This is a genomic window from Streptomyces pseudoechinosporeus, from assembly GCF_054783935.1.
Window position 1 is genome coordinate 1 of the sequence record NZ_BAAGPS010000034.1, and the last position, 26440, is coordinate 26440.

Sequence of the window (26440 nt, forward strand, 5' to 3'; positions counted from 1 at the left end):
GGCCAGGGTCGTACGCCCGGCCTGCGACGGGCTGACGCACCGGCCCACGGCCCCGACCCACCCACCGGACCCCAAGGGGCGCGGGGAACGGCGCGAGCAACCACAACGCACCCGCAGCCGAACGCGAAAACTCAGCCCCCCGGGCCCTTCTTCCGTGCCGCCCGCCGACGCTCCTCCGCCTCCCACAGCCGCTTAAGCTCCTGAGTCCGCTCATCGAGCTCGATCGGCTCGTCCTCCTCCTTCCACAGCCCCTGCTCCTTGAGCTGACGAACATGGACCTCGACAGGAGGCTCGGGGTCGAAGTCGGAAGGGCGGGGCCCTTCGGGACCGTCGGGCCCGATGCGGACCAGACGTTCGACGCGGGTGACGCGAAAGCGGCGCCCCGCGACACTCGCCACGTTGCTGCGCTTCTCGTCGAGCCGGTCGGCGGCGCGCGCGTACTCCTCGCGGGCGTCGTCGTCGAGGCGGAGTTCGAAGGGGCCCATGACGCGCAGGTACGAGGCCAGCACGTCCCGCGCGGCCTGGGGCGAGACGTGCGAGGCACCGGGGTTGTGCGGCTTCCAACTGCCGTCCACGCGCTCGGAGATCATGAACACGGCGGGGAGGAGGACACCGCCGGGATGCGTCACCAGCGCCCGGCGCGCATCGTCCGCGACCTCCGGCGGCGCCCCCGGGACGACGCCGACGAAGCGCACCAGATCCAGCTTGAGGATGCCGGCGGCCAAGCCCGTACCGGTGTACGGATCGATCACCTGGCCCCGGGGGCGTACCTGATCGCCATCGAGTGGATCGGGGTCGGAGGGGCGGGGCGGTTCGGGACCGTTGCCGCCCATCCGGATGAAACGCGAGGCGCGGACGATCCTGAACCGGCCGCCCAGCACGGTCAGTTCGTCGACGACCTCGCGGTCCATACGTCTGGCCGCCGCCATCCACTTGCCCTGGGCGCTCTCGTCACCGGCGTCCTCGGCCTCCTTGGCGCTGCGCCGGAAGTACGAACCCAGCATGTCCCGCGCGCCCTGCGGCGTATCGCTGCTGTAGTCGGACAGCTGCCAGCCGCCCTCTTCGCGCTCCCGCGCATGGAAGAACTCGGGAATCCCCACCCCCAACAGCTCGGGGTACCGCTCCCGTGCCTGCCAGGCCTCCTGCTCGGCGAAGGCCGCGATCGGCCCTTCCTGCGCGGTCACCCGGAACGTCAGATAGCCGGGCACCTCGTCTGCGTAACCGCTCATGTACGGACTGTGCCCGGTCGCCCCCTGCCCCCGCCACCCACTTCGGACAACTCATGGATTTCCCCTTACCTTCCTCCTTACCTTTGACTACAGTCAAAGAAATATGGAGCCAGTGCCAAAGCCAGTGTCCACAGAGCAGGTGACCACCCTTCGCCGCTTCAACCGCTACTTCACCCGCCGCATCGGCGCACTCGACGACCACTACCTGGGCCAGGACCGGCCACTCGGCGAGGCCCGGCTGCTGTACGAGATCGGGGACGGGGCCTCGCTGCGCGAGCTGCGCAGCCGACTCGGCCTGGACGCCGGGTACTTGAGCCGGATGGCGAAGGCGCTGGAGGCGCAGGGTCTCGTACGGATCACCGTGCACCCGCAGGACACCCGGCTACGGGTCGCGGAGCTGACCCCCGCCGGGCGCATCGAGGTGAAAGAGCAGAACCGGCGGGCCAACCGCCTCGCCGAGGGGCTGCTCAGCGGGCTGACGCCGGCCCAGCGCGGACAGTTGACCGAGTCCCTCTCCGCCGCCCAGCGACTGCTCAGACTCGCCGCGATCACGGTCGAGCTCGTCGACGGAACCGCCCCGGACGCCCGCGCCTGCCTCGACGCCTACGCCGCCGACCTCGACGCCCGCTTCCCCGAGGGCTTCGACCGGGCGGCCCTCGTCCAGCCGCACGAGGTGTCGGGGAACACCGGCGCCTTCCTCGTCGCGTACGAGGAAGGCCGTCCGGTGGGATGCGCGGCCCTGCGGCGCCTCGAACCCGGCGTCGGCGAGATCCGGCATGTCTGGGTGCACCCAGATGCCCGCCGCCTGGGCCTCGCCCGCCGACTGCTCACCGAGCTGGAGCGGCAAGCCGTAGAGCGCGGCTACGGAGTCGTACGCCTCGACACGCACGCCTCGCTCAGCGAGGCACAGGCGATGTACCGGGCGTGCGGATACACCGAGATCCCCCGGTACGACGACAATGTGTACGCGGCGCACTGGTTCGAGAAATCCCTGCAGAAGTCCCTGGAGAAGCCGCCCCTGAGCCCCCGCCCGGGCATCACTCCGTGACCGGTTCCGGGCACTCCATGGCCGGTGGGCAGAACCACGTCAACGCCGTGTCCAGGACCTCCCGTTCGTCGTCGAAGCCGTCCGACTCCGGGCCGTAGGAGGTGATCGCGTACAGCTTGCCGTCGACGGATTCGAAGCGGTGGTCGACGACGTGCCAGGTACCGATCTCCTCCTCGCCCCTGAGGGAGTCGGCGAGGTATTCGAGACGGGCGGCGGGGCGGCCGTCGTCCTCGAGGGGTTCCAGGGAGAGCTGCTCGAAGCCGTCGGGCTTGGGGGTGTCGGCGGACACGAACTCCTGGAGTGATTCCTCCGGGTTGGCCTCCAGCACCTCGTAGATCTGGAGGCGGCGGGAACCGTCGGTGCTGCGGTAGTTGACGACGTCGAAGCCGTGGATGGAGTCGGCCGTCTGCCGGTTTGCGACCCAGTCCTCCTTAACGGCCACGCGGAAGCCCTCCTCGTCCTGCACGGGCTCGTATCCGGCGGGCAGCGTGGCCGTCGCGCTCGGGGACGCCGGGTCCTCGGTGCCCGTACCACCGCCCGGATCGCCGTTCGTTTCCCCGCTCTGTCCGGGCGGCGGGGTCTCGCGGGCCGTGAAGTAACCCCTCGGTCCCGGCTCGTCCTTCCAGCCCAGCGCCCAGGTGCCGAAGGCCAGCCCACAAACCGTGAGAACCACGACTGCGCCGCGCAGCGCCTGGCGCTGGCGTGCCTCGTCGCGCTGCTGGTCCACGACGATTCTCTGTTCCTCTTCGGGCCCCGCCCAGTCCTGGCGGTCGGCGTCGAAGACCCTCACCATCGTTGCTCCTCCGCCATCGTTGTCCCTCCGGCTCAGCCGAGCAGCTGGGTGATCGCCTGGGTGACGGCGGTCACGGACGCGGCGGTCGCCGCGGCGGGTCCGTAGGCCGCGAGACGGTCGCGGAGCCGGGTGAGCGGTCCTTGCGCGCTGCGCCCGGTGCGGGCGATCTCGCCCTCCACCTCGGCCAGTTCGGCACCGAGGGCCTCGCTCTCGGCCGTACGTTCTTCCCGCTGCCCGAGTTCGGTGCGCAGTGCCCGCATGGCGGTGAGCAGCTCCCCGTACCCCGGTTCGGCGGGCACGGCCGTGTAGTTGACGGACTCGGCCTTGCCGTGGTCGCCGAAGGCCTGGGAGCCCCCGCTGATCGAACCGATGTGGATCTGCGGCCCGCCCCCCGGTCCCCCGTCGGTGCTCATACCGTGCTCCTCTCCGTGTGCGTGGCCTGACCATGCGAGCCCGTGGCGAGGGCGCCGCCGGACATCTCGTTGATGTAGAGCCCGCTGTTGTGGATGTTGGTGATGTTCTGCTCCAGGCGGTCGGTGCGGTAGTTGTTGGCCTGGAGGGCGTCCCGTACGCCCTCGCCGATCCGGTCCTGGAGGGTTCTGATGTAGCGGGCGACGTCCATCTCCTGGAAGAGGGACAGCTCGTCGGTGCTGGCCAATTCGCGCAGCGAGACCAGGGGGGCGTCGGGCGCCTCCTGTTCGGGACGGGCCGACCACTGTCGCAGTACGGAACGCAGGGTGCGCAGGGCCGCGATCCCCGTCGCGAAGCCGACCGAGGGGGCGTCGACGAGGGCGCGGGCGGCGTCCCGCAGCGGGCCCTCCGGAGCGCGCCCCACGATGGCGTCGATCTGCCGGAACTCCGGCACGATCGGCCCGAGCACATGCGGCACCACTTCGAGTACGAGCATCCCGCCCTGGGTGTGGATCCGGACCAGCAGCGAGACGACGACCTGCTCGTTCCAGGCCCCCACCCTGATCCGCAGGAAGTGCCGCCGGGCCTCCCCGCCCTCCCCCACGGACTCGCGCAGGTGCCGCTTGACCTGCACGGGCTCGTACACGCTCGCCGTACGGCTGTCGTCCGGGCCGATGACGAGCGGCTCGTCGCGGCCCACACCGGCCGGAAGGTAGACGAACTCCTCGATCTCCAGCTCCCGCAGCCGGTCCCGGCTCCCGTCCCCGGCCGACTTCTTCAGCGCACGCAACCGTGGGTCGATCATGGCGATGATCTGGCGCGCGGTGAGCTGTGCGGCACCGGAACGGGGTGCCGGCACGCCGTTGCCGCTCTCCCCCGCCTCCTTGTGCCGCAGTTCCAGTACGACCGACCAGGGCTTACGGGGCATTCCGGCGCCGACGAAGGGACGGTTGACGTCGTAGAGGGTGAGCGAGGCGTCCTGCTCCCGGCGGATGCGCTCGGCGAGGGCCTCGTAGCGGCCGGGCAGGCCGGGGCCGGGCGTCTCGGCGAACGTCTGGCGGGCCAGCGCCGTGCGCAGCGTCTGCTTCCGCAACCACTGGTGACGCCAGACGACGACGCCGAGCAGCAGCGGGAAGATCAGGGGGTACGGGGTGTCCTCGATCCCGGCCAAGGCCCGTACCCAGTACCCGAGGCAGACCAGCCAGGCGCACGCGGTCACCAGCCAGCCGAGGCGCCGCTGCAGCCAGGCCAGCGCGGGCGGCAGCTTCAGCCGCTGCACCACGGCGGTGTCCGTGCCCCGGCCGGAGATGACCCGCGCGAACCACAGCAGCAGGACGACCGAGGCGTACGACATGGTCCAAGTGCCCGGCAGCAGCCCGCCGAACAGGCCCGGCGCCCCCAGCTCCTCCGAGCCGTCCGACTCGAAGACGAACCGGACGTAGTCGACGAAGGACAGCCCGGTCTCGCCGCCGGCACTGTCCTCCACGGTGTCCCTGATCATCACCACATCGCTGACCAGGAACCCGACCCACACCGCGAGCAACAGCAGGGCGGTACGCACCTCGTCGCGGCGGGCGCGCAGCGCGTGTGCGAGGACGGGCAGGACGTCCGCGCCGAGCGGCGGCGCCACCGGGCGCTCCGCATGTCCGACGAGTTCGTCGATGACGCGCCTGCGGAACCCCGCGTCCAGATGGGCACCCGCGCACAACAGCCTGGTGGCCTCGGTGGAGCCCCAGCGCCGCTCCGACGGTTCGCTCGCCATGCTCCCGACACTCCCGTTTGCCGCAGGCGGATGCCGACTGCGAGCGAAATCCATTGGTGGACAAGGGAGTTGACGTTAGCGGAGAGGTCACGGAGACGGGAGAGGTGGACGGAAATCCCGTCCGAACAGGTGAATCTTTCCGGACCTGTGCATGAGCCCTGCCGTACGCGGGCAAAGCGCGAGCCCGCACGGCCGGATGGCCGTGCGGGCTCGCGGAATGCCGGGGTCGACTCAGACGGGGCCGGAAGCTCAGATGAGCCCGAGACCGCGGACCGCCTCGCGCTCCTCCTCCAGCTCCTTCACCGACGCGTCGATGCGGGCGCGGGAGAACTCGTTGATGTCGAGGCCCTGGACGATCTCGTACCTGCCGTCCTTCGCGGTGACCGGGAAGGAGGAGATCAGGCCCTCCGGGACGCCGTAGGAGCCGTCGGACGGGATGCCCATGGAGGCCCAGTCGCCGTCCGTCGTGCCGTTGACCCACGTGTAGATGTGGTCGATGGCGGCGTTGGCGGCGGAGGCCGCCGACGAGGCGCCACGGGCCTCGATGATCGCGGCGCCGCGCTTGGCGACGGTCGGGATGAAGTCCTCGGCGAGCCACTTCTCGTCGTTCACGGTCTCGGCGGCGTTCTTGCCGGCGATCGTGGCGTGGAAGATGTCGGGGTACTGGGTGGCCGAGTGGTTGCCCCAGATGGTCAGGCGCTTGATGTCGGCGACCGAGGAGCCCGTCTTCTTCGCGAGCTGGCTCAGCGCGCGGTTGTGGTCCAGACGGGTCATCGCGGTGAAGCGCTCGGCCGGTACGTCCGGGGCGGCGGCCTGGGCGATGAGGGCGTTGGTGTTGGCCGGGTTGCCGACGACGAGGACCTTGATGTCGTCCGCGGCGTGGTCGTTGATGGCCTTGCCCTGCGGCTTGAAGATGCCGCCGTTGGCCTCCAGCAGGTCGCCGCGCTCCATGCCCTTGGTGCGGGGGCGGGCGCCGACCAGGAGGGCTACGTTCGCGCCGTCGAAGGCGACGTTCGGGTCGTCCGAGATGTCGATGCCCTGAAGGAGCGGGAAGGCGCAGTCGTCGAGCTCCATCGCCGTGCCCTCGGCGGCCTTCAGCGCCGGTGTGATCTCCAGGAGGCGCAGCTTGACCGGCACGTCCGCGCCGAGCAGCTGGCCGGAGGCGATGCGGAAGAGCAGGGCGTAACCGATCTGGCCGGCCGCGCCGGTGACGGTGACGTTCACGGGAGTGCGGGTCATGGCGTTCTCCGTATGACAGCTGGCGGTGGGGCGTCCTTGCCCCGGGGTGCGGACCTACAGATGATCGATCTCTTGGCGTCAAGAGAGATCCAGCGATCAGGCTATCGCGCATCTAGTATCCCGGACGGCCGGGTCCATGTGGCCCACCCCACAAGCCCCACGAAGTGGCGGCCGCCGGTCGGGAGAGGGGGTGACGACGGCCGCCGGGTGGGGGTACCGGTGCCGGCGCCGGGAGGCGGGTGCCATCCTCCCGGCCGGGACCGGATTCCCGTGGGGGTTGGAGTTCGCCTGCCCCGGAGTTGGCGGGTCATTCCTGTCGTACGAGGTTGCTTCCGGCAGTGGAGCAGGGGCGCCTACCGGGTGGGTGGGTTCGGTTCATGGGCGACTGCGGGTCCGTCGTGGCGGGTCGCTCCCCCACTCTCGGCTCCACTCGAGCGGGGGGACCCCCATCGCGGCGGAGCCGCAAATCGATACAGCCCCGCGCCCCTGAAGGGGCGCTCCCGGAACCGCCAGCCACCACGTGCCCGCACTCTTCCACCGGCGGGAGGGGCCGTGGGCCGGTGCGTCGTATGCCCGTCGCGTAGGTTCGGTCTCGGAGAACCAGGACCCTGTACCAGCAAAGGGCCGTACGCCCACCCTGCGACGGGCTGACGCACCGGCCCACGGCCCCGCCCCACCCACCGGACCCAAAGGGGCGCGGGGAACGGCGCGACCAGCCACACACAACCCGCAGCCGCCCAACCGCCGGAGGCACCCCGCGGGGAACGGCGCGACCAGCCACCACGCACCCGCACCCGACAACGAACCCCCTGCTCAACCGGCGGAGCCAGTACAGCCCTCCTCGCCCGAAGCCACCGTCGCGCAAGCCTTCGCGTCACCAGCGTCCTTCACGGCCACCATCGGCGTGTACGTGTCGGTGTCCACCTTCACCGTGCCGGTCTGCTCCGCCGCTCCCGCCGAGCTGATCTGGACCTCGTCGCCGACCGTGGCCTGCGTGATACGAGCCCAGGCGGCGCCGCAGGTCTCGCTGTAGCGGACCTCGACGAGGGCCGTGCCGACCGTGACGCTGTCGGTGGTCGTCGCCAACTCGCCGCCGCAGCCCATGTTCTCCGGGTCCTGGCCCGTGCAGTCCTTGCCGCTGCACTGGACACCGGACGGCAGGTTCTTGCTGACGGACGGGGTCGGGCTCGCGTTCGCCTCGTCCCCGCCACCGCCCTCCCCACCGGGGTCGGTGAGGTAGAGGGCAGCCGCGATCACCACGAGCGCGCCGACGACGCCCGCGAGGAACATCGTGATCCGCCGCTTCCGCCGCTGTGCGTCCGGCGAACCACCGGAGCGCGGCGGCCGGGCGTCCTCGGGCGGCCCTCCGGTCGGACCGGACGGCCCGGCCGGCGCGGAGTACCCGGACTGCCCGGACTGCGCCGGCTGCCCGAACTGACCGGGCTGGCCGGACAGCCCCGCACCGGACGGCCCCGGAGGCTGGGCGACCACACCCCAACTGCCCGCACGGGGAGCCGAAGAGCCCCCAGAGCCGGACACACCAGACTTACCGGACGCCCCACTCGAGGAACCCGACGAGCCCTTCTGCGGAACCGAAGCCCGCCCGAGGATCGACGTCGGCGCATCGCCACCCGACCCCGACGCGGGACCCCGCGGCGGCGCCACGGATCCAGCGCCCGCCGGCTTGGGCGGGGCCGCCGCGCTGCCCTTGCTCGCCTGCTTGCCGCGGCTGCCGCCCTTGGAGGGCGTGGGCCCGAGCTCCCCGAGCGCGGCGCGCGCCTGGGAGATCCTTATGGCCTCCATGGTCATGTCGTGGCGCATCTCCGAGCGGCTCCAGGCCCGCTCGGCCAGCTCCCACATGGTGGTCAGATGGACCGGATTCGTTCCGGTCACCTCGGCCAGCGCCACGATCGCACCCTTGGGCGCGAGCAGCCGGCCGTTCAGATACCGCTCCCAGGACGTTTTGCTGTAACCGGTGCGGTCGGCCACGGCAGCGACGCTCAGCCCACTGCGGTCGACAAGTCGACGCAGCTGACTGGCGAACTCCCTGACCTGCGGATCGAGTTCATCCGGCAAGGCCCTCCAACGAGGCATTGCTCCCCCTCTTCCCCCCGTGCGTGCTTGCTTTCCTCGTACGTGACGCCCTCTGCCGAGTCCCCGTACCGGCTACCCACAGGGATGCGTGGAGCCAGGATCTCAGTTCCCCGGGTGCGGGCGCACAGGAGCATTTCGAGCCGTGGGCATGCACCGTTGCACGCCCGCTTGTATGGGGTCCAGTGTTCCACCGAGATCCCGTGCGACCTGCTTGGCCCCCCTGGTCAGCGCACCGGAAGTCCCGGACCGTCCCGATTGCCCACGTTATCCCTGACGTTGGACGTGATCAGATCAAATCCCCGAACTTGTCAATACATCGACACAACGGCAACACATACACGACATCGTCAGTCACTAGTGTCACCCGAAGCATCAGTTGAATCGCATACCTACTGACGGGTGAAGTACAGATCGTTACGGGACGCGCGGCACGACCGACACGAGGTACCGGAACTGTCACCTCCGTGCCACAGCGAACTGACAGGTATTGAACCCCCGTTGGCACGCCCATGACTCTTGAGCACAGGCGGCGCCCGTCCTCGCTCGGGGGAGTGGACGGGCGCCGCCGTCGCCCGCCGGGCCCGGGCTCAGGCCTCGATGCAGACCCGGTCGCCCTTGGCGGGAATCAGGCAGACGCGGGTCCCGGCCGGGTCGTCCGCCGACGTCATCGCCGTCGCGAGATAGCCGGTCGTGTCCTTCTGCTTCGTCGCCCGTACTTCCTTGGGGGCGGCCCCGGCGCGGGTCAGCTCGACCCGGTCCCCGATCCGCAGCCGCGTCGCGCGCGCCCACACCGCGTGGCACGTGGTGCCGTGCCGCAGTTCCACCCGCTGCCCGTCGGCGAGGGTGCGCTGGGTGACCGAGGTCACCATGTTGTCGCCGCCGCAGCCCATGTCGACGGGGTTCTGGCCGTCGCAGTCGGGTCCGGTGCAGCCAGGTGCGTACGTCGGCGGGGGCACCGCGCTGTCCGCCGACTCGTCCGGCAGCAGGAGGACCGCGGCGCACACGGCAGCGGCGATGGCCCCGCCCGCGGCGAACGCGACCCGGCGCACACGGCGTACCCGGCCGCCGTGCCGCACGCCCGCCTCCGGCTCGGCCGCGTGCCCGGCCCGGCCGCTCCACTCCGCGTCGGCCAGTTCCCACAGCGCGAGCAGCCGTTCGGGCCGCTCCCCCGCGACCCGGCACAGCGCCACGACGGCGTCGTACGGCACGGGCTTCTCGCCGCCCAGATAGCGGGCCCAGGAGGACTTGCTGTACGGGGTGCGCGCGGCGAGCTCGCTCAGGCTCAGGCCCGCCGCTTCCCGTAACCTCCTTAAGCCTGCGGTCAGTTGGCGTACTTCCGGAGTCACTTGCGCAGCTCCTGCCAGGTCTCGGGGCCGACGATGCCGTCCAGGGCGAGCCCGTGCTTCTCCTGGAACGCGTAGGCCGCGCTCTTGGTCTTCTCGCCGTAGACCCCGTCGGTGTCGCCCGGGTCGAAGCCGTGCCGGGCCAGCAGGCACTGCGCCTCCACGACGTCCCAGCCGATGCTGTTGATGTCGAGCAGTACCCGCTCGGAGGCGCTGTACCCGGCGTACAGTCCGCCGTCCTTGCGGGAGATGTCGCAGTCGTACGTCTGTCCGCGCCGGTAGCTCTCGGCGGCGAGCGCGGCCTGTTCCCCGCCGGAGTCGTCGTCCTGCCAGGCCAGCCCGGTGATCATGCCCGCGCCGAACGCGACGAGCAGCGCGGCGACGGCACCGAGGACGAGGCGGGGGCGTATGCGCGCGGCGGGTGTGCCGGTGTCGCTCGGGCGACGAGGCTCGACTGCCGTTCGCGAGGCGGCGGTGCGTATGGCGGCCGTGCGCGTGACAGCCGTGCGCGAGGCGGCCGGCGTCTCCTCGGGCTCCGCTCCTGACGCCCCCGAAGTCCCCGTAGCCTCCGGAGCCGTCTCACGCGCCCCCACCGCCACCTCGTGCAGGACGAGCAGCCGGGTCGGGTCCGTGCCGCAGACGTCCGCGAGCTCGGTCACAGCCCCGCGGGGAACCGGCTTCTTGCCGTTGAGCCAGCGCTCCCAGGACGAGGAGCTGTACGTGGTCTTCGCCGCGAGCGCGGACAGGCTCAGTCCGCTGCGGTCCTTCAAGCGCCGCAGCTGAACGACGAGTTGCCTCTCCCGCTGGTCGAGCGAGTCGGGCAGTTCCTTCCAGCGCGCCATGTCGCCACCCCCCGTGATCGTTTGGCGCGTACGCATATGAGGTTCCGTCAGATGGAGACGTTCGCACAGGGGTGGTGCGGTTGCGCCCCGTCAGGGCACGTTACCCAACCGGAACGGCATCCCCTGTCCCACCCCGTTGTCATTGGCCACGACATCCCAGCAGGTCAGAGCGTGGGACGTCCCCCCTACCCCCGGAAACCCGGCCGACTCTGGCGGTTGACATGGCCGGGACGGCACGGTCGGTGACGTACCGGGCACACCGCCCGATCCGACAACGGGGAGGCATCCCGACCATGAACGTACGCAAGCGCATCGCACTCGTCGCCGGCACCGCGGTCCTCGGCGGCGGCCTGGCTCTCGCCCCGGCGGCCACCGCCGTCGGCTCCGCTCCCGCGGAGACGAACACGTACAGCGTCTCCGAGGCCAAGGCGGGTGGCTGCAAGCACAAGGCCGGCGTCGGCTACACCTGCGGCCACTACGAGGGACGGGCCACTCAGGCCAGGGGCAGCGCCGGCAAGGACGTGAAGGAGGTCCAGGCGCTGATGAAGTACCACTGGAAGACCTCGGCCGGTAAGCGCCTCGCGGTGGACGGCAAGTTCGGCCCGAAGACCGAGGCCGCGGTCAAGGCGTTCCAGCGCCAGATCAACAAGGACCAGAAGCCTTCGCCGGCGCTGAAGGTGGACGGCATCGTCGGCCCCAACACCTGGTGGTGGCTGCGCTACTGAGCCGCCCGCACCCGCGGCGGCCCGTCCTCCCCGGGGGAGAGGACGGGCCGCCGTCTTATGCACGCGGGTGCTCGCACAAGCCACGTGTCCGCGTACTCAGCGGATCGTGAAGTGCAGTATGTCTTCCAGGAACGGGATCTCCAGCTTCGGGTTGGGCTGGACCATCATCGCGAGCAGCACGATGGTCACGCCCAGGACGCCATACGTGACGAGGTCCGTGAAGCGGGAGCGGACGGCGAGCATGCCCACACCGGGCAGCGCCCAGCGCAGTACGCCGCCCGCGAGCAGCCCGACCCCGATCAGCAGCGTCCCGTACCGGAAGACGCCGAACGCGGTGAGCAGCAGGCCGAGCCCGACGGTCCCCGCGACGGTGAGCATCGGCCACTGCCGCGCCGGCGCGGGCGCGTCCCCGGACGCGGCCCGGCCCCCGCCCTCGGGCCGCGCGGTGTCCCGCGTGATCCGCGGGAACCGCCGGGTGGTCCGCTGCGGCTGCCCGTCGGGGCCGACGGTACTGACGGCGTCCCGGGTGACGATCTCGCCCTCCCGCGGAATATCGCCGACCGCCTCGACGGAACCCGGCCCGCTGCCCGCCGGCTCCTCGCCGTGCGGCTCAGCGCCCGGCGAACCGTCGGCAGACGACTCCTCAGCCTGCGCGGATGTCGCGGGCGACTCCAGGCCTTGCCGTTTCGCGGCACGCGGTTCTCCGTTGCGCGGCCGATCGGCTTCCGGCTTCGCAGCCCGCGCGGACTCGGCGCGCGGTCCGGCGTCGCGTGCCCGTGCAGACCCGGTACCCGGCTCGGCGTCGCGTGCCCGCGTCGCCTCCGGCGATTCGGTGGCGTCCCGGTTCTCGGTCTTGTCCTCAGCCGACACTGCGTTCCGCCGCCTCGACCACGTTGACGAGGAGCTGGGCCCGGGTCATGGGGCCGACTCCGCCGGGGTTCGGGGAGATCCACGCGGCGACCTCGGCGACGCCCGGGTGGACGTCGCCGACGATCTTGCCCTCGGCGCTGCGCGAGACGCCGACGTCGAGGACCGCGGCGCCCGGCTTGACGTCCTCGGGCCGGACCAGGTGGGCGGAGCCGGCCGCGGCGATGATGATGTCCGCCCGCTTCAGGTGGGAGGACAGATCGCGCGTACCGGTGTGGCACTGCGTCACCGTCGCGTTCTCGCTGCGCCGGGTGAGCAGCAGCGGCATCGGGCGGCCGATCGTCACGCCCCGGCCGACGACCACGACCTCGGCGCCCTTGATCTCCACGCCGTGCCGGCGCAGGAGGGTGAGGATGCCGTTCGGGGTGCAGGGCAGCGGCGCCGGCTCGTTCAGTACGAGACGGCCGAGGTTCATCGGGTGCAGACCGTCCGCGTCCTTGTCCGGGTCCATCAGCTCCAGGACACGGTTCTCGTCGATGCCCCTGGGAAGCGGCAGCTGAACGATGTATCCCGTACAGGCCGGGTCCTCGTTGAGCTCGCGGACGACCGCCTCGATCTCCTCCTGCGTGGCGGTCGCGGGCAGCTCCCGCTGGATGGAGGCGATACCGACCTGTGCGCAGTCGCGATGCTTGCCCGCGACGTACTTCTGGCTGCCGGGGTCGTCGCCCACCAGGACGGTTCCGAGGCCGGGCGTGATGCCCTTCTCCTTCAGGGCCGCCACGCGGACGGTCAGGTCGGACTTGATCGCGGCTGCGGTGGCCTTGCCATCGAGAATCTGGGCGGTCATGCACCCATCCTCGCGGATGACCGGGCCCTGGTTCCAATCAGGTCGCCCCAAGGCTTCCGTTCAAGATCAGCGATGTTGCACTTGCACAACACATACGGAATCCGGCTGGACAAGTAAGCGGCCCGTTAAGGACGATGAACGGCACAGTGCCGCGGGCAGTACCGGGGGGACGAACCGCATCTGTTGAACCTTCCTCCGAAATGTGCCGCGTCGTCCCCGCACTCACGCCACAACGGAGGAAGGACGCCATGAGCTTCGGCGACCCGAACAACCCCTACGGTCCGCCGCAGGGACAGCAGCCCGGCTACCCGCCCCAGCAGCCCCAGGGACAGCAGCCCGGCTACGGCTACCCGCAGGCCCCCCAGGGACAGCCCGGTTACGGCTACCCGCAGGCGCCGCCGGTACAGCAGCAGTACGGCGGCTACCCCGGCGGTCCGATGCAGATGCCGGGCAGCGTGAAGTCCGCGCGCGTGATGCTGTTCGTCCTGGGCGGTCTCCAAGCGCTGGGCGGTGTGTTGATGATGGTGGCCAGCGCCTGGTTCGCCGACGCCTTCGAGGACTCCGTGTCGTCCGACGCCAGCGTCTCCGCCGAGGACGCGGACACCATCGCCAACGTCGGTACGGGTGTCATGATCGTCCTCGGTGTGATCGTGCTGGCCTTCGCTTTCTGGGCGATCTTCACCGGTATGAAGTTCTCCACAGGCCGTGGCGGCGTACGCGTCTCGGCGATCGTCTACGGCTCGGTGGTCACGCTGTTCAGCGTCATCAGCCTGTTCGGAGCCAACGTCTTCGCCCTGGTCAGCCTGGTCCTCGGCATTCTGATCATCGTCTTCTGCGCCAACAAGAACGGCGGCGCCTGGTTCAACCGCCCGCGCTACTGAATGCGCGTTCGCGACTGAACAGTTCGCGCCATTCCTGCCCAAGGGCCGTGTCTCACCCGTACGAGGGGGACACGGCCCTGGTGCGTCGTCCTACTCTGACCCCTGGAGCCGGCAGGCACGGGGAGACGCACTTTGTACAGCATCATCGTGGTACCTCCGCCGACCACGGAGGACGAGTCCCATGGCACACAGCTACGGCTCGCGCCCGGCGAGCGGCTGACCTTCGGGCGCTCCGTGCGCGACAACGACCTGGTAGTTCCGCACGACGGGGTGTCCCGCAGAGCCGGGGAGATCACAGCACAGGGCGCCTTCTGGATACTGAGCAACCTCTCCACGCACCAGACCTACGTCGTGGAGAACCCGGAGGGCGCCGGCGAGCACATCAAGGCCGGGCCCGGCCGCCTGGACGCGCCGGTTCCCTTCGAGTTCTCCCGGATCGTGCTCCCGGCGGCGGGCGACCTGCTGCCCATCGAGGTGTGGGCGCCCCGCCACGACTACCTCAACCCCTCGGGCGGGCTCGACGGCGCGACCACCGCGCCCGCCTTCTCCGTCGACCGCACGAAGCGCTACTTCGCGGTCCTCGCCGCCCTGTGCGAGCCCCGCCTGCGCGGCGCACCGCACGCGCCGCTGCCCACCGTCGACCAGGTCGTGGAGCGGCTGCGCCCCTGCTGGCCGGCCGCGAGCCCGGCCTCCGTGCACTGGAACATCGACTACCTCGCGGTGAAGCTGCGCCTCAAGCCCGGCCCCGAGACGGCGGAGCCGGGCCCACGCCTCAACGGCAAGAAGGAGTCCCTGGTCTCCCTCGCGCTGCGCTTCGATCTCGTACGCGAGGACGATCTGGTCGTCCTCGGCACCGACTCCCCGAGCCGAGCGGCACCGTGAGCCATGACGCGTACGCGGTGTCCGTCCCCCGCGGATATCGCGTCGGCTCCTGGGAAGTGCGCGAGCCGATCGCGACGGGTGCGTTCGGCAGCGTGTACGAGGCACGTCACGTCGGCGCTTCGGAAGGGCTCCCGAAGACGGCCGCCCTCAAGTTCCTGCCGACCGGCACGCACACGCCCCGCCAACTGGCTCACCTGCGTGAACTCGCCGAGCGGGAACTGGAGTTGCTGAGCAGGCTGCGTACCGCCCCACGCCTGGTCCGGCTGTACGAGACGCTGACGGTCGACGATCCCGGGCATCCCCAGCTCGACGGCGCCACCGTCCTCGTACTGGAAAAGGCGGAGACCTCCCTCTCCGCGCTGCTGTCTGCGGATGCCCGACCGCGGTCAGGTCCCGTGCTGCTCGCCCAGATCTGCGAGGGACTCGTGCAGCTGCACCGGGCGGGCTGGGTGCACGGCGACCTCAAACCCGCCAACGTGCTGCTGATGAAGGACGGTTCGGCCCGCCTCGCCGACTTCAACATGGCCGCCGAACTGGAGGGCACCCACGCCTACACGCCCGCCTTCTCCACCCCCGACTACACACCACCGGAACTCCTCTGGTCCGAGATCGGCGAACGCGGCCGCCAGATCAGACCCTCCGCCGACATCTGGGCCTTCGGCGTGCTGGCCCACCTCGTCCTCACGAACACGTTCCCGCTGCCGGGCGGCACGCCCTCGGCCCGCCGGGACGCGGCGGTGCGCTACGCGCGCGGCACCGACGAGCTGCGCCTGTCCCCCGAACTCCCGGACGGCTGGCGGGAGATCGTACGGGACTGTCTGGCCCGTACGCATCAGGAGCGGGCCGGTGCGGAGGCACTGCTGCGGCGGGTGGAGACGGCGGCGGGGGCGGCCCGCTCGCCGCGGCGGCTCCCGTGGTGGCTGTCCGTACGTCGTCTGTCTGTACGTCCTCTGTCTGTACGTCGCGGACGCCGGGCGAGCCTCATCCTGGCCACCACGGCTGCCGCCGCCGTCGCGGCCCTCGGCTACGGCATCAGCACGCTGGTGGACGACGGCTCCGACGAACAGGACGGGAAGGGCTCGGGCACCACGAAGGTCGCGCCCGCGTCGTACGGCGCCTCCGAACTCCGTACGGACAAGGGCGTCCCGGTCGCCTACCGCCCGCTGATCGTCGACTCCGCCCACGACTGCGTGCAGGAGGACGTCACGCCGTCGCTGATCGCCGCCATGCTGAAGGCGGAGAGCAACTTCGACCCTGACCTGTCCGACCCCGCCATGGACGAGTACGGGATCGCCCGCTGGACCCCGCGGGTGCTGCGCTGGTGGGTGCGTTCCGACGGCAAGCCCGCGGAGTCGATCCCCCAGCCCCCCTTCTCCCCCTCCGAGTCCATCCCGGCCATGAGCCGCTACCTGTGCTGGATCGCGCCGCGCCTGGACTCCGGCCTCGGCGGCGACCGGCGGGTGCTGATCGCGACCGCGTACCGGACGTCGTACGAGAAGGTGAACGACGCGGCCGGTGTTCCCCCGAAGTACCGCGACTACGCCGACCGCGTCGCTCACTACCTCAAGGAGTACACGCCACCGGGCAAGAAGTGACCCTGAGAGGTCTGAGGTACCCCTTCTCCTCCGCCCGCGCCACGGTGGAGCCGTCCACCTACGGGGGTGGCAGAGCCAGAAGGGACACCACCATGAAGCGCACTCTCGCTTCGCTCGGCGCAGCGGCGGTACTGGCGGTGGGCGCGGTCGCCCTGACGCCGGCGAGCGCGTCGGCGGCGCCGAACGGCTGCTGGGGGAACGCGGGGCAGAAAACCGGCCCCAACGGCAACACCTACACCGCCCGCTACTGCCACAACTACCAGGGCAGCGAGGTCGGCATCGGGACAACGGTGACCGGCTACCTCTACGCCGGTGACAACTGGTTCACCTGCCAGCAGCAGTTCACCGACCGTCCGAACCCGCCGGTCGGCGATGCCCGCAACAACTGGTGGCTGTGGACGCAGGGGGACGAGGGCTACTCCAACAACGGCTGGGGCTGGTTCCCCGCGACGAAGGTCTCCGGCGGCGGCAACTACGAGCCCATCCCGGGCCTCCCCAACTGCTGACGCCGACACGAACGCGGCCTCCGGTCCCTTCGGGGGAGGGCCGGAGGCCGTGGCACTGCTCGTTGCGGCCATCGCGCTCGTCGCCGGCTCCGCCGCCGCGGCGACCGCCGCCCCGGCAGGGCTTCCCCCTGGCGGCCGGCGGCTTCCTTGTGCGCAGGCCCGCTAGAAGGTGTAGCGGGTGTGGCTGAACACCTGGCCGTCGTGCCCGAAGCCGTACGCCGTGCCGGGTGCCACCGCGAACAGCAGGTCGCTGCCCTTGCGGATGCTGTCGCCGAAGCCGTAGAAGGTCCCCTCCGGCGAGGTGATGTGGTCCCCGTACTGCGCCTCGAACGCGGCGATGACCTCGTCCTGCCTCGCCGGATCCGTCACCCGCTCCGCCGTGCCCTCGATCACGATGTCGAGGCCTTCGGAGAGTGAGTTGTGCCCTGTGGTGAGTGCGCAGTGGGCATTGCCGGCCAGGTTCTTCGCCTTCTGCTCGCCCGGCCCGGTGCTGAAGTGCAGCGCCCCGTCGTGCCAGGCGGCGATCAGCGGCGTGACGTGCAGCCGGCCGTCCGGCCGGACCGTGGTGATCCAGAAGACCTCGGCGGCCCTCAGCCGGCGCTGGGCCTCGGCCCAGTCGGTGGCGGTGACGTCCTCCGCGCCCGGGCGCGGGTTGAGCGCGGAGCTGTAGCGGGCGTCGAGCTCGGTCTTGGGCTGCTTCGGCGTCATGCGGAACTCCTTTCCCTCTTCCTGTAACGAAGGCTACGCAGCCCGGCCCGGCGGCGCTCGGGCCCGGCTTCCCGGCCGCCTTCGAGCTCTTCCTCACCACGCTCGAAGTCTTCGCCATCACAGCCGGTTCCCAGCCTGGGAACCCGCCATGAACACCCAGAGCGACGACATCGTGTGGCTGAGCACTGCGGTTGGCCACTGTGCGATTCAGTTGGCCTTGGACGGCCTACCCCTGTGAGTGGCTGGACTGTCACTCCCTGTGCTGGCGGTCAGCGCCGTTCCGGGGGCTCCTTGCCACGGTGGATTGTCTGCGTGGACGGCCAAGACGTATGGGGACCTGCCGCAACGGCCGAACCCGCGGCCGTCGGCCAACGCCGAGTGCAGGAGCAGGGGCATCCGCAGCGTCCGGGTCGTCGGCTATGCGCCTTCGGCGTACCGCCATGGCAACCACGGCAGCGATGGCGCTCACGGACATGGCGAGTCCCCCCAAACCGGTGAGCGCGCCGTTCACCCACCGCCACAGGTCCTCAGCCCAGGAAAACCAGGGGTTGCCACGAGGGGCCGCCACATCGACACGCAACATCACCGGCCGTTTCTCGACGAGCACCGTGTCACTGTCGCGGAAGTAGGAGGTCATGGTCAGAGCGATGCTGACCTTCCCGGCACGCTGCGCGCTCACCGCCCATACCCAGGTGCCAGAGTCGCCTTTGGAGAGGATGTTCTGCCGCTCCGACGACAGTCGTGTACATCGCACGCCGGCGCCCGAGCAGTGCAGCTTCACCCCAATCTGCGCACCCGCACTCACCACGGCTTGCGATTCACCGGCCTCGGGGCGGACGAGACCGGCAGGGATCTCGACTCGGAGGTTGGCCTCCGGCCCACCCGGGGGAGGGCCGGAGCCCTACGACGCAGTACCAGCCGCGGGCCCGGCGATTCTACGAAGCCGTCGGCCGGCGCGCGGACGGCGCGGCTGGGGAGGATACGACCGGCGGAGCCTCTCTCAACAAGTTGCGTTACCGCCGCCTCCTTGGCTGAACCGGGGGCCGTTGAGCGCCCAGCTGGTCCGGCAGACGAGGACACGGTGCGCGTTGCGATCCACGGTCACGTCCGTTGAGGAAGCGGTGTTGCAGAGGCGGACGTGGCAGTCGGCCGCCAGGCCTGTGGTCCGCCCGGGCGCTGAGTCCCAGGGCGTGAGCAGTTCTCCCCATCGCGTTCAAGCATCGCTCGTTTGAGCAGCTAGAGGGCATTCTCCCCCTCACTGTTCACGCTTTGCGCGACAGGGCCATGGGTGCGCTCCCGGCGCCCAGTCCCTGGCCGCGTCGAAGTCGATCCGGGCAGTGCGGCCTGACCAGGCAACCCGGCAGCCTTCCGGATCACAGAGCGAGATCGCGCCAGGGACCCTCCGGTGCCAAGGCTGCGACAACGGTCGGCAGTTGCGGCGGCTCGATCCGATCCGGCAGCGAGTCCAGGTCGGACCACGTGACCCAGGCATACTGGTGGAGGTTGGCCCGTTCATCGGGGAGCAGGCCGGTTTGCACCAACTCCGGTTGGTCCTCGGCGAAATAGGCCACGAAGAAGTGTTCCTGCCCGACGTACCGCTTGCCGTTCCACCGCACGTCACGCTCGACCGGCACCGAACGGTCAAGGACCGCGGCGGGGTCCAGGCCGGTCTCCTCGGCCAGTTCACGACGTGCCGCCGTCAGCGGGGTCTCGCCCGGTTCGATGCCCCCACCGGGCGGCTCCCAGAGCCGTGCCCCATCAAACGGATCACGCCAGTGGAGAAGAAGCAGACGGTGGGCAGCGTCCAGGCAGATCACCCGCGCGGCGGGCCGATGTGTTGTCTCCACAATGATCAACTCGTCGGTACGTCGCCGCCCTTGAGCGCGGTGATGAACGGGGCCCAGGCGCGGGCGGGGAACAGGAGGGCGGGGCCCTGGATGTTCTTGGAGTCGCGGACGGGGACGAAGTCGGGGAGGTTGTCGGCGACTTCGACGCAGTCGGCGCCATCGGGGTTGCTGTAGCTGCTCTTGCGCCAGACGGCGGGGCTCAGGTCAATCCCCTTGCTGCGCTTCATCTCGGTAGGTCCTTGCTGCTTCTTCGATCATGGCAAGGGACGCGTCCGGTGGGAGTGCGACGGCCCTGAGCAGATCATACTTACGGCGGTACTCCTGCACAGTGGCTGGATAGTCGACGATACGACCCTCGAAATCAGCCTCCGTCCACACCAGCGGCGGAGCATCAGCAAAGGTCATGATCTTGGCCATGCCATGCGCGAGAGGATGCCAGGGGGTCGTTTCCGGAACGACCTGCAGAACGCTCTGCGTGGACCGGATGACATCGAGGATGTGCTCCAACTGCTCGGCCATCACCGCCGGTGGAAGCGGTGTGTTCCGGATGACCGACTCCCGCAGGATCGCCCAGTAGGTGGGCCGGTCCGCGCGTTTCCACAGATCCGCACGCGCCATCCGGGCACGGACACGCTCTTCGACCGTCTCTGGTGGCGTCCACGGCGCCCCGTACCGAATGAGGCCCCGCATGTACGCCTTGGTCTGAAGAAGCCCCGGGATGACGTCGGGCGCCCATTCCTCCAGCGTCTCCGCCTGCTTCTCCAGGTCCGGCACATCCGCGAAGTACAACGGATGCCCAGCCCGCCGGGCCTTCGCCGCGTCTTCACAGCGCCGCTCGAAAAACCCGTCCGTCCCCAGCTTCTCGTCGACGTGCCGGGCCAGATCGTCCGGCATCCGCCGCTCGCCCCGCTCGATCTGGCTGAGGAACGAGATGCCCCGGAAGCTGCCCTCCGCCAGCTGCTCCAGCGTCAGGCCCGCCGCCTCCCTCTGGTAGCGCAACTCGGCGCCGTAGAAGCACGGAACACTCACCGACGCGTCGGGATCCTTACGAGGAGGCACAACTCACCACCGCCTTTTGCCAGTTGCCCGGCTTGCCCTGCGCAACCCAAAGCCCTTTCACGGTACGCGAACCCACGTCAGTGTGTGACTGATTCGTCACAGAGCGCACTGGAAGGGCGTACCCACTCATGGGACACACGAACGACGGCGACCGCACGCACGCGTACGAGCACGACGACGTGCACGCCTGCGCGGAGCACCTCCGCACCGCACTGGCCGCCAACGGCATCACGCTGCCGTCGCTCGGCGTCGAGGCGGCGGCCTTCGCGGGGACCTACCCGCCGCGTCACAAGGGCCTCGTGGCGCTCGGCAACTGCAACACGGCCACCGCCCGCAAGCTGGCCGAGGTCCTGCACAAGGCGGCGGGCCGATGAGGCCCCTGGTCCTCGAACTGCTCGCGGTGGCCAAGGCTGTTCCCGAGGTACGTCGGGCTGTGCGCGAGTACTTGGGCGGGCCCTGCCCCGAAGTGCAGCTCTGTGTCAGCGAGTTGCTGGCGAACGTGATCAACCACCTCGGCGAGGGCACGCCGGTGACGGTCCGTCTGAGCCGTACGGACGGTGGCCGTACGCGCCTGGAGGTCAGCGACCCGGAGGCGTACGCCTGGCTCATCCGGCGTCGGCCGGGGCCGGACGACGAGACGGGCCGCGGCCTCCTGCTGCTCGACGCGGTCGCGCTGTGCTGGGGCGTGGAGCAGGGGCCGGGCGGCAAGACGGTGTGGTGCGAGTGCGCCCTGTGAACAGCGGGTTTCTCGGCCAAAGGCCGGCGGCCGACTCGCCGTGCTCCGCGAATGCTTCTCAGGCGTTCACGAACTTCCCTTACCCTTCCGCTCGTTGACCTGCGGGACGGTGGATCCCATGGGCAATTGGGGGAGGGGACGACTCCATGTACAGCGTCATCGTGGTGCCGCCGTCGTGTGGCGATGTAGACGGACAGTTCAGGATCGCCACCGGGGAACGGCTCGCGTTCGGGCGGGCCGGGACGGACGACGGGCTCACCATCGCGCACGAGGGGGTGCCCCGGGTCGCCGGCGAGATCACGGCGCACCGGAACTTCTGGCTGCTGAGCAACTTCAGCGAGGACCAGACGTACGTCGTGGAGAACCCGGAGGGCGCGGGCGAACACATCAAGGTCGTGCCGGGGCGCGTGGACGCGCCCGTACCGTTCGAGTTCTCGCGCGTGGTGCTGCCCGCCGCCGGTGACCTGCTCACCTTCGACGTCTGGGCGCCGCGCCATGTCTTCCGCAGCATCGCCCGGCACGGGCTCTCCGGAGCGGCCACCGTCCCGGCGTTCGCCGCCCCGAGCCAGGTGACGCGGTGACCGGGCAGTCGTACGCGGTCCCCGTGCCGAAGGGCTACCGGGTCGGACCGTGGGAGATCCGCGAACCCCTCGCCTCCGGCGCGTTCGCCACCGTCTACACGGCAAGGCTCGCCGGCGACGCGGAGCCGGACCTGCCCCGTCAGGCGGCGCTGAAGTTCCTGCCCACCGGCACCCGTACCCCGCGCCAGTTGCACCACCTGCGCGAACTGGCCGAGCGCGAGGTGGAGTTGCTGGGGCGGCTGCGCGCACCCCGCCTGATCCGCATGTACGAGGCGCTGACGGTCGACGACTCGGACCATCCGGAACTGGACGGCGCCACCGTCCTCGTACTGGAACAGGCCGAGGGCTCCCTGGACGCCCTGCTGGACCAGACTCCGGCACCTGACTCCGGCCCCGCACTCCTGGCCCAGATCTGCGAGGGCCTGCACCAGCTGCACCACGCGGGCTGGGTGCACGGCGACCTCAAGCCCGCCAACGTGCTGCTGATGAAGGACGGTACGGTCCGGCTGGCCGACTTCAACCTGGCGGCCGAGATGGAAGGCACCCACGCCTACGCCCCCGCTTTCGCCACCCCCGACTACACACCGCCGGAACTGCTCTGGTCCGAGATGGACGAGCGGGGTACGCGGATCCGGCCCACCGCCGACATCTGGGCCTTCGGCGTCCTCGCCCACGTCGTCCTGACGGGGGCGTTCCCGCTGCCGGGCGGCAGCACGGAGGCGCGCGCCGATGCGGCGACGCGCTATGCGCGGGGCGCCGAGGAACTGCGCCTGTCGCCTCAACTCCCGGACGCCTGGCGGGAGATCGTCCGCGACTGCCTGGCCCCCACGCACGAGCAGCGCGCCGCCGACACCGCCGCGCTGCTGCGCCGGGTGGAGGAAGCCGCGGGCGCCTCCCGCTCGGCCCGGCTGCCGAGACTGCGGCCCAGAAAGTGGCGGCGCCCCGCCCTGGCGGCCGCGATTGCCGCGGCATTGCTGGCGACGACGGCGACAGTGGCGTACACCCTGCGGGACCAGGCCCCGGCCGCCTCGGCGCCGCCCACCTGCGAGAAGCCCGCGCCGTACGAGGACGAGACCCACGGCCGCGGCTACACGGCGGGCTGGAACGGCACCTGGGACTTCGTCATCAAGCAGGGTGACGGGGGCAGCCAGGTCAGAGAGGCCCAGTGCCTGCTCAAGCATCTGCACGGCATCACCGAAGTCGGCGAGGTGGACGGCGACTTCGGCCCTCTGACCCATGCGGCGGTCGTCACCTTCCAGAAGCGGGCCGGCCTGGACGCGGACGGCATCGTCGGCCCGGACACGTGGCGTGCGCTGCGCACCAAGGACTGAGGGGCTGAGCGGAGGGGCCGAGCGGGCCCGGCCCTTCCCCATACCTCCGGGAACTGCTAGGGATGGATGGGATGGATCGGGACACATCCGTCCCATCCCATACACGGCACGCCAGGACGGGGGGCACTGTGCTGGCCTTGGTCATCATCTGGGTCGTGATCGGCAGCATCGCGGTACTCGTCTCCTATCCCGAGAGTCGTCGTCAACGCCGACTGCGCAAGCACGGACGCGTCATCAAGGCGGTCTGCCGGGAGCACCTCAACGCCGCCAAGGAAGACGGCCCGATCCGCGTCCGCTGCGGCTACTGGCCGGACCCGGAGAAGGGAGAGGTCCGCGCCATCGTGCAGACACATGAGCGCATTCCCCAGGTCGGCGAGGAACTCAGGGTTGTCTACGACCCCGAAGAGCCCCGCCTGGCGGAGAACCTGGACGTCCTGAGCAAGCCCTCGTACGGCCACGGCGACGTCATCGGGCTGGCGATACTGTCCGGTCTCTTCCTCGTCGCCGCGGGCTGCGTCGCCGCCTACGAATGACTCACGGGCGCGGCAACGCCCTTGAGGGTGCCGACGAACTCCGCCCAGGCGCGAGCGGGGAACAGGAGGGCAGGGCCCCTGGGGGTTCTTGGAGTCACGGACGGGGACGACGCCGGGGAGGTCGTCGCGGACCTCGACTTGCCGTGAGGCGCGCGAACAGGGCTGTCCCGTTCCCAAGCAGAGCATCGAGTGAACTTCAGGCGAACGAAAAGTGATTGATCCGGGTGGCTTCGCACTGTTGCTCACTCAACGGCCGTGTCCTCGTCGCGCCGCCGGGACATGTCCCCAGTAACACCCCTTAGTCTGACCCTCGTTGGGCCAGGAGGAGGGGGACTACTCCATGTACAGCGTCATTGTGGTGCCGCCGTGCGGCACTGGATCGGACGACCAGATCAGGCTCTCGGCGGGTGAGCGGCTCACTTTCGGCCGGTCCGAGACCGGCAACGGGCTTGCGATCGCACACGAAGGGGTCTCCCGGATCGCCGGTGAGATCACCGCGCACCGGGCCTTCTGGATCCTGAGCAACCTCAGCCAGGACCAGACGTACGTGGTGGAGAACCCGGAGGGCGCGGGCGAGCACATCAAGGTCGCACCGGGCCGCCTGGACGCGCCCGTGTCGTTCGAGTTCTCGCGCGTGGTACTGCCCGCGGCGGGCGAGCTGCTCAGCTTCGACGTGTGGGCGCCACGCCACACCTACCGCAGCGCAGCCCACCCCGGGCTCTCCGGCGCCACCACGGCCCAGGCGTTCTCCCTCGACCGCACCAAGCGGTACTTCGCGGTGCTGGCCGCCCTGTGCGAGCCCCGGCTACGCGGCGCACCGCACGCCCCGCCGCCCACCGTCGACCAGCTCGTGGAGCGCCTGCGGCACACCTGGCCCGCGGCCAACCGCTCCTCCGTCTACTGGAACATCGACTACCTGGCGGTCAAGCTCCGTCTGAGACCCGCCCCGGACACGGCGGAACCCGGCCCACGCCTCTACGGCAAGAAGGAGTCGCTGGTCTCGCTCGCGCTCCGTTTCGACCTCGTACGGGAAGACGATCTCGTCGTGCTCGCGGCGGTCCCGAGCGAGGTGGCGCGGTGAACGGACGCTCCTACGCCGTCCCCGTTCCGAAGGGCTACCGGGTGGGCCCCTGGGAGGTGCGCGAGCCCCTCGCGTCCGGCGCGTTCGGCAGCGTCTACGCGGCCCGACGCACCGGTGACGGAGGCGAGACCGAGGCCGGGGCCGCCGAGGAGACCGCCGACGGCGGCGGAGCCGGTCCGCTGCCCCGGTACGCCGCGCTGAAGTTCCTGCCGACCGGCACCCGTACCCCGCGCCAACTGCACCACCTGCGCGAACTGGCCCACCGCGAACAGGAGTTGTTGAAGCGGCTGCGCTCACCACGGTTGATCCGGATGTACGAGGCGCTGACGGTCGACGACCCTCAGCAGCCCGAACTCGACGGCGCCACCGTCCTCGTACTGGAACGGGCCGAGGGTTCCCTCGCAGCGCTGCTGGACCTGTCCCCCACCCCGGAATCCGGGCCCGCCCTTCTCGCCCAGGTCTGCGAAGGCCTGCACCAGCTGCACCACGCGGGCTGGGTGCACGGCGATCTCAAGCCGGCCAACGTGCTCCTGATGAAGGACGGTTCCGCCCGGCTCGCCGACTTCAACATGGCCGCGGAGATGGAGGGCACCCACGCCTACGCGCCCGCCTTCTCCACCCCCGACTACACCCCGCCGGAACTCCTCTGGTCCGAGATCAGCGAACGCGGCCAGCAGATCCGCCCGACCGCCGACATCTGGGCCTTCGGCGTGCTGGCCCACCTCGTCCTGACCGGTGCCTTCCCCCTCCCCGGCGGCACCACGGAGGCCCGCTGCGACGCGGCGGTGCGGTACGCGCGCGGCGCCGAGGAGCTACGCCTGTCCTCCGAACTCCCCCCGGACTGGCGGGAGATCATCACCGACTGCCTGGCCCCCACGCACGAGGAGCGCGCCGCCCGTTACGCCGACACCGCCTCGTTGCTGCGCCGGGTGGAACAGGCAGCCGGAACCATCCGCTCACCCCGCCTGCCCCGGCTCCGCCCCCGCAGGTGGCTCCGCCCCGCCCTGGCGACCGGCCTCGCGGCGACTGTGCTGGCGTTGGCCGCGACGGTGACGTACGCGATGCGGGACGACGGGCCGACGTACGGCTATCACCGCTGCCCCTTCGGGTCCGTCTGCTTCTTCAGCGAGGAGTTCGGCATGGGCGAGTTGTGCAGCTGGAAGGGCGACGACGCCGACTGGCTGTCGGGCGAGGAGACGTGCATGTGGACCCGTGACCGCCCGGTGAAGTCGATCTTCAACAACGGTGACGAGTCGACGGGCCTCGCGGGCGTGGCCTACTACCGGGGCCGCGACTTCACGCCCGTCGGCGAGGACATCACCCGCAAGAACTCACGCAACCGGACCGGCTGCACCGCCCAACGCGCCCAGGGGAACCTAGCGGGCACCTACGCTCCGCTGTCCCACAAGTGGATCGAGCACTGCGGGGACGGGGCCTCGGACTGACACCGTCGCGCCGGGGTGACGGGGATGCCCCATACCCTGAGCCTCATCAAGGCAG

The 26440-nt window shown here is 70.4% G+C and carries 26 protein-coding genes and 2 pseudogenes; 13 read left to right on the forward strand and 15 right to left on the reverse strand.

What is annotated here, in order from left to right; genetic code table 11:
* Positions 1 to 131: 131 nt before the first annotated feature.
* A complete protein-coding gene (locus ACYVO6_RS30745; protein ID WP_461066874.1) occupies positions 132 to 1229 on the reverse strand; it encodes a DUF5954 family protein in 1098 nt (365 codons plus the stop codon).
* Between the two features lie 103 nt (positions 1230 to 1332).
* Here ACYVO6_RS30745 and ACYVO6_RS30750 point away from each other — a divergent pair, with 103 nt between their 5' ends.
* Positions 1333 to 2277, forward strand: coding sequence for a bifunctional helix-turn-helix transcriptional regulator/GNAT family N-acetyltransferase (locus tag ACYVO6_RS30750; RefSeq protein WP_461066876.1), 945 nt, complete (start codon positions 1333 to 1335; stop codon positions 2275 to 2277).
* On the opposite strand, the gene ACYVO6_RS30755 is transcribed toward ACYVO6_RS30750, so the two are convergent.
* The 7 genes from ACYVO6_RS30755 to ACYVO6_RS30785 all read right to left on the reverse strand — a co-directional run bounded on the left by ACYVO6_RS30755 (position 2267) and on the right by ACYVO6_RS30785 (position 10761).
* Positions 2267 to 3070, reverse strand: coding sequence for a hypothetical protein (locus ACYVO6_RS30755; protein WP_461066878.1), 804 nt, complete (start codon positions 3068 to 3070; stop codon positions 2267 to 2269). The two genes, ACYVO6_RS30750 and ACYVO6_RS30755, sit on opposite strands and share 11 nt — an antisense overlap.
* 32 nt (positions 3071 to 3102) lie before the next feature.
* Entirely contained in the window at positions 3103 to 3483 is a 381-nt protein-coding gene (locus tag ACYVO6_RS30760; RefSeq protein WP_461066880.1) for a hypothetical protein, read from the reverse strand.
* Positions 3480 to 5243, reverse strand: coding sequence for a hypothetical protein (locus ACYVO6_RS30765; protein ID WP_461066882.1), 1764 nt, complete (start codon positions 5241 to 5243; stop codon positions 3480 to 3482). The genes ACYVO6_RS30760 and ACYVO6_RS30765 overlap by 4 nt, the downstream gene beginning before the upstream one ends.
* A gap of 249 nt (positions 5244 to 5492) precedes the next feature.
* Positions 5493 to 6482, reverse strand: a complete 990-nt coding sequence (locus ACYVO6_RS30770; RefSeq protein ID WP_461066884.1) for a malate dehydrogenase — start codon at positions 6480 to 6482, stop codon at positions 5493 to 5495.
* A gap of 813 nt (positions 6483 to 7295) precedes the next feature.
* Positions 7296 to 8576, reverse strand: a complete 1281-nt coding sequence (locus ACYVO6_RS30775; protein WP_461066886.1) for an XRE family transcriptional regulator — start codon at positions 8574 to 8576, stop codon at positions 7296 to 7298.
* A 587-nt stretch (positions 8577 to 9163) separates the two neighbouring features.
* A complete protein-coding gene (locus ACYVO6_RS30780; protein WP_461066888.1) occupies positions 9164 to 9922 on the reverse strand; it encodes a helix-turn-helix domain-containing protein in 759 nt (252 codons plus the stop codon).
* Positions 9919 to 10761 (reverse strand): peptidoglycan-binding protein, encoded by an 843-nt coding sequence (locus ACYVO6_RS30785; RefSeq protein WP_461066890.1) that lies wholly within the window; start codon positions 10759 to 10761, stop codon positions 9919 to 9921. Before ACYVO6_RS30785 ends, ACYVO6_RS30780 begins: the two co-directional genes overlap by 4 nt.
* A 293-nt stretch (positions 10762 to 11054) precedes the next feature.
* Between ACYVO6_RS30785 and ACYVO6_RS30790 the strand changes: the two genes are divergently transcribed.
* On the forward strand, positions 11055 to 11486 hold the full coding sequence (locus ACYVO6_RS30790; RefSeq protein WP_461066892.1) for a peptidoglycan-binding domain-containing protein: 432 nt from the start codon (positions 11055 to 11057) through the stop codon (positions 11484 to 11486).
* Positions 11487 to 11582: 96 nt separating this feature from the next.
* Here ACYVO6_RS30790 and ACYVO6_RS30795 read toward each other — a convergent pair whose 3' ends face one another.
* Positions 11583 to 12161, reverse strand: coding sequence for a DUF3017 domain-containing protein (locus tag ACYVO6_RS30795; protein WP_461066962.1), 579 nt, complete (start codon positions 12159 to 12161; stop codon positions 11583 to 11585).
* Between the two features lie 184 nt (positions 12162 to 12345).
* Positions 12346 to 13200 (reverse strand): bifunctional methylenetetrahydrofolate dehydrogenase/methenyltetrahydrofolate cyclohydrolase, encoded by an 855-nt coding sequence (locus ACYVO6_RS30800; RefSeq protein WP_461066894.1) that lies wholly within the window; start codon positions 13198 to 13200, stop codon positions 12346 to 12348.
* 248 nt (positions 13201 to 13448) lie between these two features.
* Here ACYVO6_RS30800 and ACYVO6_RS30805 point away from each other — a divergent pair, with 248 nt between their 5' ends.
* The 4 genes from ACYVO6_RS30805 (at position 13449) to ACYVO6_RS30820 (ending at position 17064) form a co-directional block, all read left to right on the forward strand.
* A complete protein-coding gene (locus ACYVO6_RS30805; protein WP_461066896.1) occupies positions 13449 to 14081 on the forward strand; it encodes a hypothetical protein in 633 nt (210 codons plus the stop codon).
* A gap of 132 nt (positions 14082 to 14213) precedes the next feature.
* Positions 14214 to 14963, forward strand: a complete 750-nt coding sequence (locus ACYVO6_RS30810; protein ID WP_461066898.1) for an FHA domain-containing protein — start codon at positions 14214 to 14216, stop codon at positions 14961 to 14963.
* Positions 14960 to 16558 carry a serine/threonine protein kinase gene (locus ACYVO6_RS30815; protein WP_461066900.1) on the forward strand — a complete coding sequence of 533 codons (1599 nt, stop codon included), beginning with the start codon at positions 14960 to 14962 and terminating at the stop codon, positions 16556 to 16558. The genes ACYVO6_RS30810 and ACYVO6_RS30815 overlap by 4 nt, the downstream gene beginning before the upstream one ends.
* Before the next feature lie 92 nt (positions 16559 to 16650).
* Positions 16651 to 17064 (forward strand): hypothetical protein, encoded by a 414-nt coding sequence (locus ACYVO6_RS30820; RefSeq protein ID WP_461066902.1) that lies wholly within the window; start codon positions 16651 to 16653, stop codon positions 17062 to 17064.
* A gap of 162 nt (positions 17065 to 17226) precedes the next feature.
* Here ACYVO6_RS30820 and ACYVO6_RS30825 read toward each other — a convergent pair whose 3' ends face one another.
* The 4 genes from ACYVO6_RS30825 to ACYVO6_RS30840 all read right to left on the reverse strand — a co-directional run bounded on the left by ACYVO6_RS30825 (position 17227) and on the right by ACYVO6_RS30840 (position 20678).
* Positions 17227 to 17772, reverse strand: a complete 546-nt coding sequence (locus ACYVO6_RS30825; RefSeq protein ID WP_461066904.1) for a pyridoxamine 5'-phosphate oxidase family protein — start codon at positions 17770 to 17772, stop codon at positions 17227 to 17229.
* 1373 nt (positions 17773 to 19145) lie between these two features.
* A complete protein-coding gene (locus tag ACYVO6_RS30830) occupies positions 19146 to 19619 on the reverse strand; it encodes an NUDIX hydrolase (RefSeq protein WP_461066906.1) in 474 nt (157 codons plus the stop codon).
* A 5-nt stretch (positions 19620 to 19624) separates the two neighbouring features.
* Positions 19625 to 19846, reverse strand: a complete 222-nt coding sequence (locus ACYVO6_RS30835; RefSeq protein WP_461066908.1) for a DUF397 domain-containing protein — start codon at positions 19844 to 19846, stop codon at positions 19625 to 19627.
* Positions 19824 to 20678: a helix-turn-helix domain-containing protein gene (locus ACYVO6_RS30840; RefSeq protein ID WP_461066910.1), complete on the reverse strand. Its 855-nt coding sequence runs from the start codon at positions 20676 to 20678 to the stop codon at positions 19824 to 19826. The genes ACYVO6_RS30835 and ACYVO6_RS30840 overlap by 23 nt, the downstream gene beginning before the upstream one ends.
* Before the next feature lie 128 nt (positions 20679 to 20806).
* Here ACYVO6_RS30840 and ACYVO6_RS30845 point away from each other — a divergent pair, with 128 nt between their 5' ends.
* From ACYVO6_RS30845 to ACYVO6_RS30865, 5 genes and pseudogenes are all read left to right on the forward strand, one after another.
* Positions 20807 to 21052, forward strand: coding sequence for a hypothetical protein (locus ACYVO6_RS30845; RefSeq protein WP_461066912.1), 246 nt, complete (start codon positions 20807 to 20809; stop codon positions 21050 to 21052).
* The gene (locus ACYVO6_RS30850; protein WP_461066914.1) at positions 21049 to 21414 is read left to right on the forward strand and encodes an ATP-binding protein; all 366 of its coding nucleotides are present in this window, start codon (positions 21049 to 21051) and stop codon (positions 21412 to 21414) included. Before ACYVO6_RS30845 ends, ACYVO6_RS30850 begins: the two co-directional genes overlap by 4 nt.
* Positions 21415 to 21560: 146 nt before the next feature.
* Positions 21561 to 21971 (forward strand): annotated as a pseudogene (locus ACYVO6_RS30855) (FHA domain-containing protein); the annotation flags it as partial.
* A 20-nt stretch (positions 21972 to 21991) separates the two neighbouring features.
* Positions 21992 to 23326, forward strand: a complete 1335-nt coding sequence (locus ACYVO6_RS30860; RefSeq protein ID WP_461066916.1) for a protein kinase domain-containing protein — start codon at positions 21992 to 21994, stop codon at positions 23324 to 23326.
* A 155-nt stretch (positions 23327 to 23481) separates the two neighbouring features.
* Positions 23482 to 23859, forward strand: coding sequence for a hypothetical protein (locus ACYVO6_RS30865; RefSeq protein WP_461066918.1), 378 nt, complete (start codon positions 23482 to 23484; stop codon positions 23857 to 23859).
* Here the strand turns inward: ACYVO6_RS30865 and ACYVO6_RS30870 are convergent.
* Positions 23850 to 24045: pseudogene (locus ACYVO6_RS30870) on the reverse strand (DUF397 domain-containing protein). The gene ACYVO6_RS30865 and the pseudogene ACYVO6_RS30870 overlap by 10 nt on opposite strands.
* Positions 24046 to 24199: 154 nt before the next feature.
* On the opposite strand from ACYVO6_RS30870, the gene ACYVO6_RS30875 reads away from it, so the two are divergent.
* Both ACYVO6_RS30875 and ACYVO6_RS30880 read left to right on the forward strand, forming a co-directional pair.
* Entirely contained in the window at positions 24200 to 24940 is a 741-nt protein-coding gene (locus tag ACYVO6_RS30875; protein WP_461066920.1) for an FHA domain-containing protein, read from the forward strand.
* Entirely contained in the window at positions 24937 to 26385 is a 1449-nt protein-coding gene (locus tag ACYVO6_RS30880) for a serine/threonine-protein kinase (RefSeq protein WP_461066922.1), read from the forward strand. Before ACYVO6_RS30875 ends, ACYVO6_RS30880 begins: the two co-directional genes overlap by 4 nt.
* Positions 26386 to 26440 lie beyond the last annotated feature (55 nt).